Consider the following 16124-nt stretch of genomic DNA (forward strand, 5'->3'; position numbering starts at 1 on the left):
AATCTAAATGCAATTCTGATTATGGTGCCACAGCATAAACCAAGTTTCAAAAATAATACCCTTCCACGCCTCCTCCTTCTCGCCATTCTCTCAATACCCTTCATTTTCTTCTCCGAGTTCTATGCGCACTTCAGGGCATACCTGACCGGAAACATCATAACGCAGGTCATTGTAGGAAACTGGCCAGTGGTTATTCTCAGCGCCCTTCTCTTTATTGCCTTCCTCATTCCCCTTTCTTACAGGCGGAAAGCCAACTGGGCAGAGTACGGCCTTGCAACCGCATTCTTCGTCTCGCTCTTTGTCGAGATGTACGGAATCCCCCTCACGCTACTTTTCGCCTCCCGCTTCTTCTACTCCCCCGAAATTTCGCTCCCAGGCGACTTCGCGCATGTGTCCCTTCCCGGCTTTTCATTTTCGATGGACCTTGCCATGACTTACGGGGCGGGGCTTATGGTTCTTGGCGGCACGCTCATAATCGCCGGCTGGGTGACTCTCTACAGGAGCGTCAGGAAAAACAAGCTCGTGACAGGCGGAATCTACGCCTATTCGCGCCACCCCCAGTATCTGGGCTTTATCCTGATTATTTTGGGATGGCTTTTCGGCTGGCCGACAATCCTTACCTTAATCTTCTCGCCAATACTGATTTACATGTACCTTCGGGCAAGCATCAGGGAAGAGGAGGAAATGGAAAAAATCTCTGACTACAAAAGGTATCGGGAAAGAGTGCCTTTTTTTATATAAATGCCCTTCAGTAATTATGATTAAGTTTCGTGTTGGTCAGGCCTTTCCAAAAAACCCAAATTGTTGGGATACTCAGAAAGTAACTTCTCTCAAAGGTCCAGACCTAGGAGTTATTTCCCATTTCTTAGAGCACCTATGCTACGCATACCCGGGATTAAACATCGTAGACAAGGGGGATATTTTCTACATGGGTTCTGGCTGCATTGAGTACGACCTGCTACTAGAAGACAAACGAATAGGTCTCATCAAGACCTACTACCAAAACAACAAGTTTATGTCCGCAAGTTATGATGGGCTCTATCCTAAATGCAATGATATGCCCGTTAACTTCATTTTCGGGAAATATGGGGGTAGAAAGGACAAATCCCCAATAGACCAAAAAGTATCCTTGCCAAATAACTAACGGGTTAATTATGGCAGCGGACAAAAAGAAGGAAAGGTGGGTTTATGTCTGCCCAAAATGCGGCAGCAAAGATATTGCCATAAGGTCATGGGACATTGCATTTAACGAAAAAATCTGCAGCCGCTGCGGCTACACTTCCCAGTTCTTCCCGCAGGTTCCCCTGAAAGCAAGGAAAAAGCAAGCGGGCGAAATCAAGAAGCGGCCCTCTCCAAAAGGCAAGTTATAGAGATATTGTTATGAACGAAATAGTTGATAAGGTGATTGAGTTTGCGTCCAAGCACTACCAGAAATCTGACGGGATTCATGGAATAAGCCACGCAAAAACCACCGCAAAATTCGCCGAGGTTCTTGCCAAAGCCGAAGGGGCAAATGTGGAAAATTGCGTGATGGCTGCCTGGCTTCACGACATTGCCCGGAAAAAGGAGTGGGTGGTTGAAACCCCGGAAGAAAACCACGGCGTCTGGGCAGCTCGCCTTTCAAGGCCTTTTCTTGAGTCTCTTGGGCTTTCAGGGGCAGATATTGGCGAAATCTGCACTGCACTAAGCGAGCACTGCCTCCCGGGAAAGCAGACAACGCTCGCCTCAAAAATCCTCTGGGACTCCGACAAATTAAACCATTTTGACAAGGAGAGGGAAAAAGAGTACCTGAAATACCTAGCTAAAGAGCAGGGAACTCCTGAGAAAGCGCGCCAGACTGAGGAGAAAATAAGGGCGGGCTACATTAAGCATTTCCAGACAAAAACCGCCCGGGAACTTTCAGGCCAGAATTAGAAATTTTTAATCCCAGTTATGAGAGAAAAGCCCTATATCGAGGTTACGGGCATAGCAACCCAGGAAGACGCAAAGCAGGTGATAAGCGGATTCAAGAGAGCCGGGATTTCAATGGAGAAAAGCCACATTCCGATGGCTGGCGTGCTCTCCTCGCACGAGCCCGAAAATACTTACACAAGTGACTGGCGCTATCCCCGGCCGGAACGGCTGAGAGGAATTTTTGAAGACCTGTCAAAACTAGGAATTGCTGCGCTCCACTACGACAGCAAAAACCCAAAAGGATTTGCAGAAAAGCTTTACCCCATCTTAAGACCCCTTTACGAAAAGGGCCTTTGCAAAGGCCTCCAGATTAATGTGCATAGCCCCGATAAAGGCCAGGTTAAAAAGATAGCTTCAAGCTTCCCAGAACTTGAGATCATACTCCCCCTCACAAGGAATGGGCTAAAAATCGCCACAGGAAGTGAAGAATATGAGCCAATAAGAGTGGCTGACTACATAAGACCCTATTACGATTTTATCAGCTATGTCCTGGTTGACCCCTCACTTGGAAAAGGGGGGGAGTTAAATGCAAATGTCTACGCTGACATCTATGCAGTAATTGATGAACAGTTCCCTGAGGTATGCACAATACTTGCAGGAAGCTTCGACCATAATAATGTCCACTCACGCATCCGGAATCTGATGGATTACATTGGTTCTGGCTTTGGAATCGATGCCCAAAGTGGGCTAAGGTCCCAGGTCAGGCCTAAAGGAATAACCGATAGCCAATTCAACAAAAATAAGCACAAATACACCCTCTTTGCTCCCGAACGGGCAAATGAATACCTTAGAAACGCAGCCAGGGCATTTGGGGTTTAGAAAAGATATATAAATAACCTAATTATATTATAGAGCAGTTTTGGCTTTGACCAAATAACTGTAATTTTCCAAAGGTGACCAACCATGGATTATATCAAAGTCGTTGAGCAAAATCTCCCTGACGTTAGCGACGCCAGGATACACTACGAGGGAAGCAAGATTGTCGTATACACGAGAAATCTCAATTTTTTCCTCACAGGCGAAGACAAGATAAGGGGGATTGTGGACCAGATTAAAAAAAGAATAGAGGTAAGAATAGAGCCGGACACACTCCCTTCAACTGATGACACCATAAAGAAAATAAAGGAGATTATCCCAAAAGACGCAGGAATTGAAGACATTTCATTTGAGCCGGATTTCTCGAAAGTCATAATAAGCGTGCGCCAGCCGCAGATTGCAGTTGGCGAAAGCGGGGAGACCGTAAAGGAGATAAAAAAGGAAACGCTATGGATTCCATTTGTCCAGAGAGTCGCTTCCCCAAAGTCCGTGCCTGTCGAAGCCATAAGGAAAGTTTTGTATGAAAGCTCGAAGTTCCGGAAGAAATTCCTTAATGACGTCGGAAAGCAGATTTACAGCGCTGAAAACAAGGACACCAAATGGGGGCGCGTATCCTGCCTTGGCGGAAGCAGGGAAGTAGGAAGGTCATGCTTCCTCCTCCAGACCCCAAACTCAAAAATACTAATGGACTGCGGTCTGTCTACTGGCGCAACAGGGGAAGACCAGTACCCCATATTTCTCAGCGGCGAGTTCGACATAAACTCGCTTGACGCAATAATCCTGAGCCACGCGCACCTTGACCACTGCGGATTTATCCCTTACCTTTACAAAATGGGCTTTAACGGGCCTCTCTACTGCACTACCCCCACAAGGGAGCTTGCAGCCCTCCTCCAGATGGACACGATAGACATAATGCAAAAGGACATGGGAAAAAGCCTGTACACTTCAACTGACATAAAGAACATGATTAAGCACACGATACCGCTCAAATATAAGGAGATAACTGACATCACTTCCGACATCCGGCTTATTTTCGAGAACGCAGGGCACCTCCTTGGAAGCGCAATCACCCACCTCAACATTTCAAATGGAAAAAGAAACCTTATCTACACCGGTGACATCAAGTATTCTGTCTCAAACCTTCTTGACCCTGCATTCACCCAATTCATGCGCTGCGAGTGTTTGATAATGGAAAGCACTTACGGCGGGCCTAATGACCTAACGCCTCGGCTTGAAGACGCAGAAAAGGACCTTGTTTACGCAGTCGAGGAAACCGCAAAAAGAGGCGGAAAAGTTTTGATACCAAGCTTTGCGGTTGGAAGAGGCCAGGAGATAATGATAATACTTGACAAGTATGGAATAGACCTTCCGGTTTACATCGACGGAATGATTTGGGATGCGTCATCCATACACTCGACTTACCCCAAGTACCTGTCCTACAAGCTTCAGAGGCAGATTATAGAGGAAAACAAAAACCCATTCGAGTCGGACAAGTTCATCCATGTTGCAAGCAGAAAGGAGCGTGACCAGGTAATCGCAGACCAAAAGCCATTTGTGGTCCTGGCAACCTCCGGCATGGTAAACGGCGGGCCGATTATGGAATACATAAAGAAATTCGGCTCCGACCCTAAAAACACGCTTGTTTTCGTCGGTTACCAGGCGGAAGGCACGATCGGGAGAAAAATACAGAGAGGCGACAAGGTCATCGAAACCCCTGACGGCGAGCAGGTCGAAATCAACCTCCAGATAAAAACTATAGACGGGCTTTCCGGCCACTCAGACAGGAAACAATTGCTAAATTACATCGGCCACCTGAAGGAAAAGCCGCAGCGGCTTGTAGTAGCCCACGGCGAGATGAGTAAGTGCGTCAACTTCGCGGATGCTGCAGGCAAGATTTTCGGGATAGATGCAATAGCGCCGTGGAACCTTGAGACATTCAGGTTTTTGTAGCTAAAACATATCGGGGTGCTCCGTGTGGATTGGAATCAGATTTTCCGCATTTATTTCCCCGATTAATGCCCTTATTTCATCGCCTGATGCATGCCCTGAAGCGTGGGCAAATGCTTCTCTTATTGAGAAGTGCTCAAGCCAGTTTTTCTTTCTCTCCTCATCAAGCTCCATCTCCTCACAAAACGGCTCGCAGGAAGACTTTATCCATAGCGCGCCTTTTGGCTTGATGTCAACAAGCTGGCCTATCTCCCACATGTTCATGGAGACTGCAAACTTTTCCGGGCTTTTCTGGAGTTCCCTGTAGGTTATCGAGTTTTTAAGGCCAATGAATTGCCTCTCCCATTCGCTATAATCCTGGGCAACCTGTTCGCAGCCATATCCCTCCCTGCAGATAAGCCCCCAGCTTTTTGGGGGAATAAGAATTTTCACTTCATCAAGGGAAAATGGAGCTAAATTCCCCAGGCAGCTTATCAGGTAGGCAAGCTTCAGGTTTACTACAAACTCCCGCTTGTTCTGCTTTGCCGACTGGAAAATCGAATTAACCCTGTCAGTGTCCCTTATTGGGTGCTCTATGAAAACCATTCCCTTCGAGCCCGATATTTCTTCAGAAATCCTGCTTCTTACCTCACTTTCTGAGGTTGTGTCCTCTGAGTCAATCCTTGTGCCTTCGCATAAAAGCCACCTTGGCTTTGCTTCCTTTGCTTTTCTTACAAAATCCATGGTAAGGGCCCCATTCGAGCCGTGAAACCTGATATCTCCTGTGTAAACCAGGTTTCCCTCATCCGAGCGGACAATATATGCGCAGGCGCCCGGTAAGGAATGGTCAACAGGCACCATTTCCACTTCAAGGGAGCCAATCTTTACCGGGCTGTTTTCGCCCATTATGTTAAAAACTCTCTCCTTTACAAAATCCTGATTTCTCCTTGTAACTCTTGACAATCCGCCTTTGGTATTCCTGTAAAAAGTAAACGCCTCGCAGGCAGTGGTGTAGTCAGAGAAAGATCCTATTCCTGTGTTTTCCATCGCCTCAAGGATAATTTTTGTGGGCTTTGTCGAGTAAATTAAAATGTCAGGGCGCAGGAAATGCAGGTACTGCGTGTGGTCAGTGTGCGCGTGAGTGAGAAAGACAGCGTCTATTGCCTTGTCTTCTTTAGGCAGGCCCATGTGGCGGATATAGTCCTCCCTGTAAACCCCTTTGAGGTTTGGGAGAAGGCCAAGCTCGAAAAAGTCCTTGAGGGCGGCGCATTTTCTTGGCTGGAGGAACTCGCAATAGAATTTTCCGGCCTGGGCAAAGCTCATGCCAAAGTCAAGGAAAATCCTTGTCCCCTTGTGCTCGACCAGAATCTTGTTTCCGCCAATTTCATTTTTCCCGCCTAAAACCGAGATTTCCATAATTAGGTCTGTGGCTGCTTAAATCATAAGTTGATTAGTCACAAGGGCGGGGCTTTCCGAGCATAGTCCCGCTCCGCCGCCTTTTAAAGCATAATCCATCTGGACTGCCATGGTACCCGCTACTCACTGCATATGAAAAGTTGATTTTAGAATTTCTGAGCAGGGCATAATTAGCCCTTTCTGGCGGAACTGCTCACCAAAAAGCCCTTTTTCGAAACAAGCTTTTCAGCTTTTTTGTTTGACTTTATGATTGTAATAATCCTGATTTGTTCCGGGCCTGCTGCGGCAACGATTATGAGATGATATTTTCCGGACATCCTGTATATGAGCTTATATGCCCCGCTTTCTTCCTGATACTGGGCGTATAGAAACTCCCTGTTGATTAGGTAATCTGCAACCTCCTCTTTTGAAACCGGCCTTTGGGACTGGCGCTTCAGGAAATGCGCCGTAAAATGCAGGTCTTCAGGTAAAATATCCCTTTTGATGACCTCCCGGAAATACATAAATATACGCCGCTAAATAGATTATGGTTGATTTTGGGTATAGCATCGAGGGCGACGTCCTTGAAGTCTTCAGGGAGGGCGAAAAAGTGGATTACAGTGTGGAGCTTTTCGAGGACTACTTTATCGACATCGGCTCAAACGGAAAAATCGTGGGCCTCGAGATAATTAACGCATCCTCCGCCCTTGGAGTTGACAAAAAAGACCTCCAGAAAATCAGGAAGGCGGAGCTTCACGCTTCAGACGCAAAAGGCGGGAAAAAAATCGTGTTTATCCTCAAAGTGGATAAAGCCGAGATAAAAAGCCAGATAATGTTGCCTGCCCTTACCGCCTAAAGCCCGGATTTTTCTAAAAAACTATTTCCCCAAACTCTCCTCGACAATCCTGATTTCGTCTTCGGTTAATCCGTAGAGCTTGTAGACGAGAGAGTCGATTTCTTTATCTGTGGTTTTGATTTCCTCCTCGATTTTCTTTCTCTCGTCAGTGATTTTCTCTCCCAATTCATTTAGCCGTTTGTTGAGGGAGAGCATCTTAGTCGCTAAAGACACAAAATCATTATGGACTTTAAGATTGTCTTGGTTATTCAAGTCAATAGTAGGAAAACAGAAGGGATTTAAAAACTCAGGAGTTAATCTATAAGCATTACCTCTCAAAGCAGTACTTGTATTGGATATAAAAAACCAGAACAATTTTGAATTTAAAATAGCCAAATATAGCAAGGGGTTTTGTCCCTTTACTCTTTCGCTAAACACTACGCTGTGGATAGCGGGGCCATGATAAAAATTTCCTTTTTCGTCGTAAGTTATCCTGTTGCTGATCAGCATATCGGGAACCATTATCTTTGGCTTACTATATTCTGGCAAACTGCGTGCTGCCGAATACTTGTAGAAATTAGTCGCATCCGTCTCAATCTTCCTAATTCCTAACGCTTCGCTTAAACCATTCAGGTATCGATAGCCCATGGGATATTTTACTTTCATTTCTTGGGGGGTGAATAACTGCATCTTACTATTTGTCAAGTGATATGGGAACAATAATCTTTTTTTACTTTCCAAGGTTGCATATCTACGCACATCTTCTCCATAAACAAAAGGTTTAAGCAAAGATTTTTCAATCTCTACATTTCTATTGAGTTGCTTTGAAAAAACAGTCGAGGTATCTTTATTTTCTTTCACAAGGTCAAACAGAAATATGTCATCATTGCCTGTTGAAGAACCCTTGAATATCTTTTCGGTAATATCCAAAAATGAATTTTTATGAGATTTTATTTTAGATATTATCTTTTGAGTATCATCACTGCCAAAATTCCATTTGTTTTCTTTCAACAACTCAACGCTCTTTCTTTCAAATTCGATATTCTTCAAGTCAGTAAAGTCTTCCCCTAAAGAAAATTTCTTGTATAAAAAAGTATCATTTTTCTTCTTTGATAGGAATAGTAGGCATGTATAAGTGGCTGCATCTTCGAAAACTTGATTTGTAGTAAAATCTACAATTTTATGAAGAGACTTTGTCTCATAAATATATTTCCGGATATTTTCTCCCATTTCTCCTTGAAAGAATTTATGGGGTAAAATTAGCCCGACTAACCCCTCTTCCTTTACTAAACTGAGTGCCTTTTCAATAAACAGAATGTAGATGTCATAATTCTTCGTGGGAGATTTGTAGTTGTTATTGAAGTAATCAACATCTTTCTTGTCAAGAGTCTGGATTCTGATATATGGCGGGTTCCCAATCACAACGTCAAACCCGCCTTCCTTCATAACATCCTTGAACTGCTCGCTCCACTTGAACGCCTTGTCGCCTGCAACTTTCTCGTCGTCTATAAGGGAGTTTCCGTTCCTTATGTTTTTCTGCAAAGTGGGAAGGCGCTTTCCCTTCTCGGTGATTTTGAGAAGCAGGTTTAACTGGGCGATTTCAACGGCCTGCTTGTCAAGGTCCACCCCGAAAATATTGTTTTCAAGGATTTTGACTTTCCGGGAATAGGTCGCCTCAAGCCCGTCTGACAGGTCAAGCTTCGACTGGGCTTTTGCGGCCTGTCTTTTGGAATAGCAGCCATGCAAAACGTCATACGCCTTAATCAGAAATGATCCGGAGCCGCAGGCCGGGTCAAGAACCCTTATTTTCTCTATATCAACGTTCTTGTCTTTAAGGAGTTCGCCCAGGGTATTTTTGACAATGTAATCAACAATGTAAGTCGGGGTGTAATAAATTCCCTGCTCCTTGCGTTTCGCCTTGCTCTCGGTTAAGTTAGCCCTTTTGGCGGTTTTCTTCAGGATGTGGCCAAGATACTGCTCGTAGATATTCCCCAAAATATCCGCCTCGATTGCGGCAAAGTCGTAGGAAACAGAGCGGTCTTTCGTGGAGTAAAGCCCCTCGATAACCTCCTTCCAGGCATCGTCATCGATTTCAAGCTGGTCGCAGAGGTGCCCCTCAAAAAACCTGCTGTCATACTGGGCGTTATAATACCCAAACAGCTCCTTGACGCTCCGGTCAAGGCCTCCCCTGCCGCTGCTTTGCCATTCCCTAAGCCGGGAAATAAGTTCCTTTCCCTCAAGCCCCCTGTCTTCAGAGCTTCGGATAAATATCATCCGGTCAAGCAATCTTTGCACCGCCTCGTCAAGCTCCTCTTCGCTCACATTAAGCTTCTGGTTTTGCTTTGTGGCATTTTTCGACAAAAGCTCTCTGAAACGGGTAAAGTCAGAAAGAAGCTGCTTGTCAATCGATATTTTCTTGGTCTTCTTTCCCCACCTCTCAGCTTCCTTGTCCAGAAGCCCTTTCTCAAAGCTTTCCTTTGAAAGCATCCACAGCCGGCCAAAATCCTCAAGGAAGCTTTCAGAGTAGAGCTCCATGAACTGCGAATGAAGGGGGTTTACGATTTTGACCTCGGCATTTAATATCTTTATCTCCCGGAAATTCGTCAAAACTGCCCAGGTGCAGCCCTTGTGGTAAGCGTAATTCACCGCCTGCTGGATAAACTCGGGCTTGTTTATGTCCTCCTTAAAGGACTTTGCCTCAAGGAAAAACTTCGGCACGCCCTTAATGCGAAATCCATAGTCCGGCCTTTTTTTAGCCACCTTTTCCTCACGAGTTACTTCCTCAAAATTACGAAGGTCCCAGCCCAGATACTCGAAAAGCGGCTCTATAAAGTTTGACTTCGTGTCCTGCTCCGTAAATCTGTTGACCTTTCCCTCATTTTTGGCGTCAAGGTATTTCTGAACAAGAAGCTTTACAAGGTTTTCGCTGCCGCTCTTGGTGATGCCTTCCATAATAGAACACCTGAACTAATATTTCCGATTGAAAGCGCAGGATATCCTGTTTCTATCTATTAAATAGGCTTTAAATTATGGCAAAGGCGGCAATAAAAGAATCGGCAGAAGTCAGGAAAATGAAGTCCGTGATAGCAAGTTACAGAGAGATAATGAGGCGAAAGTACAAGGTAAAGGAAATTGGGCTTTTCGGCTCTTATGCCCGAGGGGAACAGAAAAAGACAAGCGACATAGACCTTCTTGTCAGGTTCAGGGAAAACGCGACACTCTTTGATTTTGTAAGCCTCGGCGACTTTCTTGAAGAAAAGCTGAAGAAAAAAGTGGACTTGGTCTCTGTTGGAGGCGTGAGAAAGGAGCTTGAGAAAAACATCCAAGAAGAGCTTATCCGCCTATGAAACGTAACCCTGGATTGTTCTTGAATGATATCGTTTCCGCAATAGAGAGCATTGAAGAGTTTATCGGGGAGTTAACTCTTGAGGAGCTTATGAAAGATGATAAAACTTCAAGCGCAGTCATAAGAAAATTTGAGATAATCGGGGAAGCTTCAAAGCACGTTCCTGAAAGCATAAAATCTAGGCACAAAGAAATTCCATGGAAAGCTATGTCCGGCATGAGAGACCGGCTAATACACGCATATTTTGGGATTGATTATAATCTTGTATGGAAAGCGGTAAAGATCGAGATACCCAAGCTAAATCCTAAACTTAAAAAGGCTCTGGCAAAGATGGAAAAAGAGTGATGCGAATCTGCATGCAGCCAGAGGCGCTTTTATAGTAAATATTATCTATATAAATGGATATACTTATGGCAAAGGGCCAGGTTGGCCTCCTTGAGCGGCTTGGAGTATGTGGATTTTGCGATGAAATAAAAAACCTCACTTATCTGAAGACTGGAATTTACCAGCCAAAGGCAAGATATATGGCCGAGCTTAGCGCATACTACCTTATTGCATTTATGACCCCTTTCTTTCTTTTCCAATCGCAGTTCATGCTGGGGACAATCGTAAACTCGATGCTTGTAACCGGAGCCCTATACACAAAGGGAAAGGAGATGCTCCCGGTAATTTTCCTTCCAAGCATCGCCACTTTGGCGCAGGGCGTGCTTTTCGGCTCGCTTACAAAATACCTGCTCTTCATGCTTCCGTTTATCTGGATAGGAAACGCGCTCCTTGTTTACGGAATAAAGTCGCTTCACATCAAGAAAAAGCAAAGCTTCGTCACCAGCGCCGCAATGGCAGCAACAGTCAAGGCAGGTTTCCTTCTGGTTGCCTCATACACACTTTTCACCATAGGGGTCATTCCAGCCGCATTCCTTACCGCTTTTGGAATGATTCAGCTGGGAACTGCTCTAGCCGCAATAATGGTAATCTGGCCGATTCACTCCTGGCGGCTCAAAAGGCAAAAGTAGATTACGATGAATAAGAAAAAAGTAATTTCAGAATTTAGTGAACTTGTTTCCATCCAGTCAGTTTCACCCGACCCAAAAAGATTTCGCGAATTGCTGGAAGCCGCAGAATTCCTGTCTGAAAAGTTAAAGTCACTAGGATTTTTCGTAAAAAAATATGGCGGCGAAAAGGCGCCGCCCCTGTTAGTTGCAAAGCTTGAAGCCAGCCAAAACCAAAAGAAGGCAAGAACAGTTGGAATTTACGGCCACTACGATGTCCAGCCAGAAGACCCTCTTGGAGAATGGAAAACCCCTCCCTTCAAGCTGTCAAAAAGCAAAGGCCGGTTTTGGGGGAGGGGAGTTTCAGACAACAAGGGTCCGATTATCCAGAATCTTGCGGCAGTGGAAAACCTGATTGAACGAAAAGAGCTTAACAGCAACACCATAATTGTCATTGAAGGCGAAGAGGAATCCGGAAGCGCGCATTTCGAAAAATTCCTGAAAAAAGCCCTGCCCACTGTTTCAAAAGCGGATGCCTTTTACGTGACAGATGTGGAAATGCAGCATAACTGCACGCCGCAAATTTTTTATGCCCTGAGGGGTCTTGTCTATTTTGAGCTGCAAATTAAAACCGGGAAAAAAGACCTCCACTCTGGAACTTATGGAAATGCTGTCCTCAACCCTGCGCAGGCGCTTTGCGAGATTCTCTCCCGGATGAAATGCTCTAAAACGGGCCTGATAAACATTCCGGGGTTCTACAAGGAATTAAAAAAAGTAAGCCCAAAAGAATCCCGCCTCCTCAGGAAGACCTTCCATAGAGCCAAAGAAAAAGAAGAGGCAGAGGTCTTTGAAATGTGCTACTCTGACAAAAAAGAGCCGCACCTCTCGTCAAAAGCTCGCCCCTCGATGGACATAAACGGCATCTTCTCCGGCTACACTGGAGAAGGCGCAAAGACAATAATCCCGCATTCCGCTACAGCAAAGTTCTCCTTCCGCCTTGTAGAGCGCCAAACTCCAGAACGCATGGAAAAGCTTGTAAGAAGATTCGTGGAAAAAAATGTTCCAAAAGAAGCCAGATTTAAGCTTGAATTGCTTGGCAAAGCAGCCCCATTCTACACACCACCCAATAGCCCCTTCATAAAAAGCACAGCAAGGGTTCTCAGCGAAGTTTTCGGAAAAGAAACCCTGCTTAACAGGGACGGAGCAAGCATTCCGGCAGCGGAAATCCTGCAGCGCCTCCTCAAAAAGCCCGTAATCCTCACGGGCTTTGCAAACCCCGGGTGCAACATGCACGCCCCAAACGAGAACTTCTCAGAGATTAACTTCTGGAAGGGGATTGATGCGCTTGAGAGAATTTACTCACGGGATTAGCTATTATTGCTTCTGTTCCTCAGCGTCCAATATAAACTGCGCCAGGTCCACTGCCGATTGTACTGCCTCCGGCAATTTCTCTTCAGGCAAAGGATTGTAAATCCCTTCTGGAACCTTATAATTTGAATCTTCGAGCTTTTTTCGCTCTTCTTCACTAAAATCAGAAGGCCTTAGCTCAAAAAGCTCCTGAAAAGTCCTGACTTGCCCGGTAACAGGCTTGAGCTGATAAGTGCAAACCTTTTTTTCGCTGCCTTCTCCTGAATAAAATAATGGAACAACCTGCCATTTTAAATCATGAGTCTTGTTATATGCTTCAACAATTTGCTTGAGTTTTTCTATATCCCCTTCTGCAGAAACATCTACCCAGGGATACTTTCTGCCACGGTCTGAATGCCCTTCGCACGAAGCTTGCGTGGAATATCCTGACTTCCATAATGCTCCGACAAGAGGCATGATTCCCTCGTCAACCTCCATTCCAAGCCTATCCTTAACAGCATAGAGTTTGTCAGCCACTTCCTGCCCAAGAGTTCTATTAAGGTACTCATGCATTGAAACGCTATGCCGATATGCGCCATTTGAACCGCCAGAATATCCTTTTTCAAGATTCAACTGGAGGCCAGACCAATCAGGATGACTTGTTTCAGAAACAGGGCTTGCTTCTTTCGCCATAACTTATAGGGAAACCTCAGAAATACCTTGGCTTCCTTTTGTGGTACTTGGTATGAAGAAGCTTTTCGGCTTTTTTGCTTAGCGGCTTTCCCAGGAAGTCCTTGTAAAGCGTCTGGATGTCCGGGTTGTGGCTTGAAATTCTTATGGAAAGCCCCTTATCTTCCTTGTAAAGCGCCTCCATTCTCTTGAGCCGAATCTCATTTGTAGTGGGCCTCGGCTGACCACCGCCCCCGATGCATCCGCCAGGGCACGCCATGACCTCGATAAAGTGATATTTCTTCCACTGCCCGCCGTCGAAAAACTTCCTGATGTTTCCTAAGGTGTGGACAATAGCAACCTTTATGCGCTCTCCGGCAATAGAAATTTCCGCTTCCCTGATTCCATCGAGCCCGCGAACAGAAGTAAAGTCCAGCTTATTCAGGGATTTTCCGGTAAGCTCCTCATAGGCAACCCTTAGCGCCGCCTCCATCACGCCGCCAGTGACTCCAAAAAGGGCGGCCCCTCCGCTTGAAGAGCCAAGCGGCGTGTCGTAATCCCCGTCAGGCAACTTTGAAAATTCTATTCCCTTGGACTTAATGACCCGACCAAGTTCCCGGGTAGTCAGAACAAGGTCAACATCCGGCGAGCCGGTTGTCCTCATTTCGGGCCTTGCCGCTTCAAGCTTCTTTGCAACGCACGGCATTATCGACGCCACGAAGATACCTTTAGCATCTTTTCCAAGAAGCTTTGCGTAGTAATTTTTGGCTACTGCCCCGAACATCTGCTGTGGCGACTTGCATGATGAGATATGCTTAAACAGATGCGGGTAATTCTGCTCGGCAAAAACAATCCAGGAAGGGCAGCAGGAAGTAATAAGCGGCAGGTTTTTCTTCTTTTTGTACCTCTCCAGAAATTCATTTGCTTCCTCCATTATAGTAAGGTCTGCCGCAAAGTTCGTGTCAAACACCTTGTCAAAGCCAATTTTTTTAAGGGCGGAGACCATCTTTCCCTTTACCAAAGTGCCTGGAGCCATGCCAAACATCTCGCCTAGCGACGCCCTGACCGCAGGCGCGGTCTGCACTACATAAAACTTTTTCTTGTGCGAGATATCCAGTGCCATCTCATCTATCGTTCTTACAAGCTTTTCGCTCAGCGCCCTTTCCCGGAGAGCGGTTGTCGGGCAGTAGAGCGCGCATTGGCCGCAGAAAGTGCATGGCGATTCGAGCATCGGCGTATTGTAAGGGGTGGTTATGGATGAGCAGACGCTCCGGTTCACAACATCAATGTTCTCTATTCCCTGAATCCTGGAGCAGACCTGGGCGCACCTTCCGCAAAGGACGCAAAGCCGGCCTTCCCGCTCCAGAGGAACCGCCCTCTTGCAGGAAGAAATGCTTGAAGAGCCAAACATTGTCTTTTCTATTCCAAGCTCCCGAAAGACCTTGGTAATCTCCACGTCATTGTCGCTATGCGCATTTCCGTGCAAAAGCTCCGCATTCAGCTTTCTTGCATCAGTCACCCGCTTCGTATGGGTCAGAACTTCCATCCCTTCCCTTACCGGAGTATTGCAAGACGTTACAAGCTTTCCGTCTGCTTCAACGATGCATATCCTGCACCGCCCTTCCGGCTTGAGGTCGGGATGGTAGCAAAGTGTAGGTATGCTTATGCCGATTCTTTTGGCAACCTCGAGAATTGTCTCTCCATCTTTTGCAAACACCCTTTTTCCATCGATTTTTACCTGCATACTTCAAGGAATTCTTTTTTGAAATACCTGAGCGCGCACTCAAGGTGGGTTGTCGAAAACCGCCCAAGCGTGCAGTAAGACGTGTCACGGATATCTGGCACAAGCGCCTGTATTATTTTAAGGTCAGACCTGCACGACTTCTTGTCGCGCATTTTCCTGAGCGCTTCAAGAACGCGGAAATTTCCCTCCCTGCACGGAGTGCAATAGCCGCAGGACTCATGGACAAAAAACTCGGCAAATATCTTGGACACTTCCGGTATGCTCCGATTCTGACCCACCACGATAAGGGCTCTTGAGCCCATCATAGCGCCGGTTCCGGAAAAGCTTTTTTCATCAAAAGGCATCTTCCTGAAATTTTTGTATGGAAGGCACCCAGCCGACGCCCCAAAATAAACTGCCTTTGGCTCCTCTTTTGGCTTTCCCATTGCGATAATCTCACCAAGGGGAGTTCCAAGCTTGGCCTCATAAACTCCCGGGGCCTGAAGGTCTCCTGAAAGGCACACAACGGTAAGCTCTGGGTTCCACGTTCCGTCAAGTATCAGGGGAATAGTTGCCAGGGTTTCGACATTGTTGACGCAGGTAGGCCGACCATTCAGACCTGCCTGAACAGGATAAGGGGGCTTCCTTCTTACGATGGGGCGGTTTCCCTCCATGGATTCGAGAATTGCCGACTCCTCGCCGCAGAGGTACGCCCCGGCTCCAAGCACAACCGTAATCCTAAGCCCAATCTTCTTCAGCCGTGAAGAGGATTTTTTTATCTCGGCTTCAAGCTTTGGCCGAATGTAGGAATATTCCCCCCGGAGGTAAATCCACGCCCGCCGGATTCCCATTGCGTAGGCGGCAATCGCCATTCCCTCAATAAGAAGTGAAGGATTATTTTCCATTATGAACCTGTCCTTAAACGTTCCCGGCTCGCCCTCATCCGCATTGCATACAAGGTAGCGCTCGCCTTTTCCCATCGACTCCCACTTCTGTCCCGTAGGATAATTCGAGCCGCTTCTGCCGCGAAGCCCTGACTCCTTTACCAGCCCTATAACCTTTTTCGGGCTTCTCTTGAGCGCTTTTTCATAGCCCCTCCAGCAAGTGTTAGTTAGCAGTTGCATA

The 16124-nt window shown here is 46.2% G+C and carries 17 protein-coding genes; 11 read left to right on the forward strand and 6 right to left on the reverse strand.

What is annotated here, in order from left to right; translation table 11 throughout:
- The first annotated feature begins 21 nt into the window (after nucleotides 1-21).
- The 6 genes from JW727_01080 (at nucleotide 22) to JW727_01105 (ending at nucleotide 4719) form a co-directional block, all read left to right on the forward strand.
- Nucleotides 22-741 (forward strand): isoprenylcysteine carboxylmethyltransferase family protein, encoded by a 720-nt coding sequence (locus tag JW727_01080; protein MBN2094617.1) that lies wholly within the window; start codon nucleotides 22-24, stop codon nucleotides 739-741.
- A gap of 16 nt (nucleotides 742-757) precedes the next feature.
- Nucleotides 758-1144, forward strand: coding sequence for a hypothetical protein (locus tag JW727_01085; GenBank protein MBN2094618.1), 387 nt, complete (start codon nucleotides 758-760; stop codon nucleotides 1142-1144).
- Between the two features lie 10 nt (nucleotides 1145-1154).
- A complete protein-coding gene (locus JW727_01090; GenBank protein MBN2094619.1) occupies nucleotides 1155-1370 on the forward strand; it encodes a hypothetical protein in 216 nt (71 codons plus the stop codon).
- Between the two features lie 10 nt (nucleotides 1371-1380).
- Nucleotides 1381-1914, forward strand: coding sequence for an HD domain-containing protein (locus JW727_01095; protein MBN2094620.1), 534 nt, complete (start codon nucleotides 1381-1383; stop codon nucleotides 1912-1914).
- Between the two features lie 18 nt (nucleotides 1915-1932).
- Complete coding sequence (locus JW727_01100; protein MBN2094621.1) at nucleotides 1933-2772, forward strand: hypothetical protein; 840 nt, start codon at nucleotides 1933-1935, stop codon at nucleotides 2770-2772.
- An 84-nt stretch (nucleotides 2773-2856) separates the two neighbouring features.
- Complete coding sequence (locus tag JW727_01105; protein MBN2094622.1) at nucleotides 2857-4719, forward strand: beta-CASP ribonuclease aCPSF1; 1863 nt, start codon at nucleotides 2857-2859, stop codon at nucleotides 4717-4719.
- On the opposite strand, the gene JW727_01110 is transcribed toward JW727_01105, so the two are convergent.
- Nucleotides 4720-6111 carry an MBL fold metallo-hydrolase gene (locus tag JW727_01110; GenBank protein MBN2094623.1) on the reverse strand — a complete coding sequence of 464 codons (1392 nt, stop codon included), beginning with the start codon at nucleotides 6109-6111 and terminating at the stop codon, nucleotides 4720-4722.
- Between the two features lie 170 nt (nucleotides 6112-6281).
- Entirely contained in the window at nucleotides 6282-6614 is a 333-nt protein-coding gene (locus tag JW727_01115) for a hypothetical protein (protein ID MBN2094624.1), read from the reverse strand.
- A 23-nt stretch (nucleotides 6615-6637) separates the two neighbouring features.
- Between JW727_01115 and JW727_01120 the strand changes: the two genes are divergently transcribed.
- A complete protein-coding gene (locus JW727_01120) occupies nucleotides 6638-6946 on the forward strand; it encodes a DUF2283 domain-containing protein (GenBank protein MBN2094625.1) in 309 nt (102 codons plus the stop codon).
- Between the two features lie 21 nt (nucleotides 6947-6967).
- On the opposite strand, the gene JW727_01125 is transcribed toward JW727_01120, so the two are convergent.
- Nucleotides 6968-9877, reverse strand: coding sequence for an N-6 DNA methylase (locus JW727_01125; GenBank protein MBN2094626.1), 2910 nt, complete (start codon nucleotides 9875-9877; stop codon nucleotides 6968-6970).
- 119 nt (nucleotides 9878-9996) lie between these two features.
- Between JW727_01125 and JW727_01130 the strand changes: the two genes are divergently transcribed.
- The 4 genes from JW727_01130 (at nucleotide 9997) to JW727_01145 (ending at nucleotide 12631) form a co-directional block, all read left to right on the forward strand.
- Nucleotides 9997-10272 carry a nucleotidyltransferase family protein gene (locus JW727_01130; GenBank protein ID MBN2094627.1) on the forward strand — a complete coding sequence of 92 codons (276 nt, stop codon included), beginning with the start codon at nucleotides 9997-9999 and terminating at the stop codon, nucleotides 10270-10272.
- A complete protein-coding gene (locus JW727_01135) occupies nucleotides 10269-10616 on the forward strand; it encodes a DUF86 domain-containing protein (protein ID MBN2094628.1) in 348 nt (115 codons plus the stop codon). The genes JW727_01130 and JW727_01135 overlap by 4 nt, the downstream gene beginning before the upstream one ends.
- A gap of 65 nt (nucleotides 10617-10681) precedes the next feature.
- Nucleotides 10682-11284 (forward strand): hypothetical protein, encoded by a 603-nt coding sequence (locus tag JW727_01140; GenBank protein ID MBN2094629.1) that lies wholly within the window; start codon nucleotides 10682-10684, stop codon nucleotides 11282-11284.
- A 6-nt stretch (nucleotides 11285-11290) separates the two neighbouring features.
- Entirely contained in the window at nucleotides 11291-12631 is a 1341-nt protein-coding gene (locus JW727_01145; GenBank protein ID MBN2094630.1) for a M20/M25/M40 family metallo-hydrolase, read from the forward strand.
- Nucleotides 12632-12634: 3 nt separating this feature from the next.
- Here the strand turns inward: JW727_01145 and JW727_01150 are convergent, their stop codons facing one another.
- Genes JW727_01150 through JW727_01160 form a run of 3 tightly spaced genes read right to left on the reverse strand, consistent with a single transcriptional unit; the run spans nucleotide 12635 to nucleotide 16123 of the window.
- Nucleotides 12635-13300: a hypothetical protein gene (locus tag JW727_01150; protein MBN2094631.1), complete on the reverse strand. Its 666-nt coding sequence runs from the start codon at nucleotides 13298-13300 to the stop codon at nucleotides 12635-12637.
- Between the two features lie 16 nt (nucleotides 13301-13316).
- Complete coding sequence (locus JW727_01155; GenBank protein ID MBN2094632.1) at nucleotides 13317-15020, reverse strand: iron hydrogenase small subunit; 1704 nt, start codon at nucleotides 15018-15020, stop codon at nucleotides 13317-13319.
- Nucleotides 15011-16123: an NADH-quinone oxidoreductase subunit F gene (locus JW727_01160; GenBank protein ID MBN2094633.1), complete on the reverse strand. Its 1113-nt coding sequence runs from the start codon at nucleotides 16121-16123 to the stop codon at nucleotides 15011-15013. The genes JW727_01155 and JW727_01160 overlap by 10 nt, the downstream gene beginning before the upstream one ends.
- Nucleotide 16124: the final 1 nt, after the last annotated feature.

This window comes from Candidatus Aenigmatarchaeota archaeon (genome assembly GCA_016932615.1).
In the GTDB taxonomy this organism is placed as follows: domain Archaea; phylum Aenigmatarchaeota; class Aenigmatarchaeia; order QMZS01; family QMZS01; genus JAFGCN01.

What these genes read in the sequence shown, in the direction of transcription:
- JW727_01125 (MBN2094626.1), bottom strand. Translation starts at nt 9,877, where the DNA reads ATGGAAGGCATCACCAAGAGCGGCAGCGAAAACCTTGTAAAGCTTCTT.
- JW727_01150 (MBN2094631.1), bottom strand. Translation starts at nt 13,300, where the DNA reads ATGGCGAAAGAAGCAAGCCCTGTTTCTGAAACAAGTCATCCTGATTGG.
- JW727_01130 (MBN2094627.1), top strand. Translation starts at nt 9,997, where the DNA reads ATGAAGTCCGTGATAGCAAGTTACAGAGAGATAATGAGGCGAAAGTAC.
- JW727_01115 (MBN2094624.1), bottom strand. Translation starts at nt 6,614, where the DNA reads ATGTATTTCCGGGAGGTCATCAAAAGGGATATTTTACCTGAAGACCTG.
- JW727_01090 (MBN2094619.1), top strand. Translation starts at nt 1,155, where the DNA reads ATGGCAGCGGACAAAAAGAAGGAAAGGTGGGTTTATGTCTGCCCAAAA.
- JW727_01085 (MBN2094618.1), top strand. Translation starts at nt 758, where the DNA reads ATGATTAAGTTTCGTGTTGGTCAGGCCTTTCCAAAAAACCCAAATTGT.
- JW727_01135 (MBN2094628.1), top strand. Translation starts at nt 10,269, where the DNA reads ATGAAACGTAACCCTGGATTGTTCTTGAATGATATCGTTTCCGCAATA.
- JW727_01140 (MBN2094629.1), top strand. Translation starts at nt 10,682, where the DNA reads ATGGCAAAGGGCCAGGTTGGCCTCCTTGAGCGGCTTGGAGTATGTGGA.
- JW727_01160 (MBN2094633.1), bottom strand. Translation starts at nt 16,123, where the DNA reads ATGCAACTGCTAACTAACACTTGCTGGAGGGGCTATGAAAAAGCGCTC.
- JW727_01100 (MBN2094621.1), top strand. Translation starts at nt 1,933, where the DNA reads ATGAGAGAAAAGCCCTATATCGAGGTTACGGGCATAGCAACCCAGGAA.
- JW727_01145 (MBN2094630.1), top strand. Translation starts at nt 11,291, where the DNA reads ATGAATAAGAAAAAAGTAATTTCAGAATTTAGTGAACTTGTTTCCATC.
- JW727_01120 (MBN2094625.1), top strand. Translation starts at nt 6,638, where the DNA reads ATGGTTGATTTTGGGTATAGCATCGAGGGCGACGTCCTTGAAGTCTTC.
- JW727_01095 (MBN2094620.1), top strand. Translation starts at nt 1,381, where the DNA reads ATGAACGAAATAGTTGATAAGGTGATTGAGTTTGCGTCCAAGCACTAC.
- JW727_01110 (MBN2094623.1), bottom strand. Translation starts at nt 6,111, where the DNA reads ATGGAAATCTCGGTTTTAGGCGGGAAAAATGAAATTGGCGGAAACAAG.
- JW727_01155 (MBN2094632.1), bottom strand. Translation starts at nt 15,020, where the DNA reads ATGCAGGTAAAAATCGATGGAAAAAGGGTGTTTGCAAAAGATGGAGAG.
- JW727_01080 (MBN2094617.1), top strand. Translation starts at nt 22, where the DNA reads ATGGTGCCACAGCATAAACCAAGTTTCAAAAATAATACCCTTCCACGC.
- JW727_01105 (MBN2094622.1), top strand. Translation starts at nt 2,857, where the DNA reads ATGGATTATATCAAAGTCGTTGAGCAAAATCTCCCTGACGTTAGCGAC.